At 70.0% G+C, this 2423-nt stretch carries 1 protein-coding gene and 1 pseudogene; both read left to right on the forward strand.

Annotated features, from left to right (window positions below):
- Positions 1–394: 394 nt before the first annotated feature.
- Complete coding sequence (locus tag ACWDNU_RS45130) at positions 395–1747, forward strand: hydroxysqualene dehydroxylase (protein ID WP_355283873.1); 1353 nt, start codon at positions 395–397, stop codon at positions 1745–1747.
- An 89-nt stretch (positions 1748–1836) separates the two neighbouring features.
- Positions 1837–2423 (forward strand): annotated as a pseudogene (locus ACWDNU_RS45135) (hypothetical protein); the annotation flags it as partial.

A 2423-nucleotide genomic window follows, 5' to 3' on the forward strand; every position in this document is an offset into this window, starting at 1 on the left:
GACCCCATCGACCACCGGCCGCGAAGTTCTCCGCGGCACCATCACCAGCCGCCCCCAAACCCCCCCCCCCCCCCCCCGCTTCTCGATCACCCGTTCCCCGCGACAGTGAGTTCGCTGGGCTGCCGCACGGAACGCGTGAGGAGGCACGACGCGCGATCACGCTGTGGCGAGGGGCACTTCCGCCACACACGTCGTCGCCGGGCACTTCGAACAGTACCTCGAGTTCACAGAATTGTCATCAACTTAGGGACGTCGTCGACCGACTCTAAGCCGACTGTGTATCGCTGTTTCGCACTACTTGTTCAGAATCGTCAGTAACATAAGACGCGGGGTATCGACACCCGGCAACGGCGCGCACACGTCGAGGACGGCCGGGCAGACGACTGGACGAGACATGGGAATCAACTGGCAGTCCGCGCGACGTGGCTTCCTGCGATCGACCAACCGCCGGGCGGCGGCCGCGCCGGGCGGGCGCACCGTCGCCGTATTCGGCGCCGGGCTCGCCGGACTGACCACCGCGCACGAACTCGCCGAACGCGGCTTCGCGGTCACCGTCTACGAACGGCGCGGCGTGGCGGGCGGGAAGTGCCGCAGCATCGTCAGCGATCGGGCCCTGCCCGGCGAACACGGCTTCCCCACCTTCTTCGGCTGCCACCGCGACCTGCCCGACACGCTGCGCCGCATTCCGTTCCGCCGCAACCGGAACGGCGTGTACGACAATCTGGTCCGGGTCGACGCGGCGACGATCGCGGGGAGGGGACGCGTCAACTCGACTGTCGCGCTGCCGTTTCCGTTGCCGTCGCGCCAGAGCCCGCGGACGCCACGGCAGTTCGCCGATTCCTTCGCCTCGGTGTTCGAGACGCTGTTCCGTCTGCTCCCGCACGAGGCGCTGTTCGCCGCCGAACGGCTGGCGGTCTACATCTCGAGCTGCGAGGAACGCCGACTCGGCCAGTGGGAACGGATGAGCTGGAGCGAATTCGCGGGCCTGGACAACGCGTCGGCCGAATACCACCGCTTCCTCGGCGACGGTTTCCTCCGCACGCTGATGGCGACGCACGCCCGCGCCTGCAGCGCGCATTCGATCGGCCTGACCGGCGAGGACTTCGTCCGGTCACTGCTGAACCCGGACGACGACCGCGACGACCGGGTGCTCAACGGGCCGACCTCGGCGACCTTCATCCATCCGTGGGTCGCCCACCTGCGCTCGCTCGGTGTCACCTTCGCGTTCGGCGCGCAGCTGTCGGGCTTCGAGACCGACGGCGCGCACATCCGGGCCGCCACGGTGACCGACCACACCGGCGCCGGGCACAGCGTCGAGGCCGACTACTACGTCTGCGCGATCCCGCCGGACAAGGCGACCGCGGTGTTCACCGCACAGTTCTGGCGGACCCCGGTCAGCGATCCCGGCACCCCGGATGTCTCCGACGACGGCGCGGGCTTCCTCCCGAACCCTGGCTCGTGGGCCGACCGACCGGACACGACCACCGCCATCGACAACCTGTTCCTCGCGGGCGACTGGATCCGGACGCGGACGAACGTCGCGTGTCTGGAAGGTGCCAACGAGAGCGGACGGCGGGCGGCGAACGCGGTTCTGCACGTCAGCGGTTCGGCGGCGGGCCGCGTCCCGATCACGCCCCGATTCCGGATGCCGCTGTGGGAGCCGTTGATGCTCGCCGACAGCGCGCTCTATCACGCGGGTCAGCCCCACGCCTTCGATCTGACCGACCGCAGGTATCCGGTGCGCTGATCACGTCGCCACCAGGCCGGACACGGCCACCCGTCCGCACTACCCGATTCCAGGCGGCCCGCACCGGGGCCGCGGAAGGTGTTCACCCCATGCGCTCCGCTCCTCTCGCCGCGACCACGATCCTCGCGGCCGGGCTGCTCGTCACCGGTTCGGCCCGTGTCACCGCACCGGCCGTGCCCGAATTCTTCGCCGCGCCGGCCACTGTCGAATCGCTGCCGACCGAGTCGACCGTCGTCGGACTGCTCGCGCCCACGCCGCCGACGCCGCGCAAGCTGCGGACCGCGACGCCGCCGATCGAGCCGATCGCGGTCGCGGTCACGTCGACCGGTACCACCGGCGGCCTCGGCATCCCCGAGATCGTCCTCGCCGCCTATCGCAATGCCGAGCTGTCCCTGCAATCCTCGGCGCCGGGATGCGGCGTGAGCTGGCACCTGCTGGCGGGCATCGGCAAGATCGAGTCCGATCACGCCGACCGGGGCAACACCGACGCGGAGGGCACCACGCTGCGCCCCATCTTCGGTCCGGCCCTCGACGGCACGCTGCCGGGCAACGAGATCATCAAGGAGGCTGACGGCGGGTTCGTCCGGGCCGTCGCCGAAATCCGCGCGGTGCGCCAGATGTCGGTGACGTGCCGCTTGCCGTCGCGGCTGACGGTGTTGACCGAGTATTCGGTGCC

Source organism: Amycolatopsis sp. NPDC003676 (genome assembly GCF_053587275.1).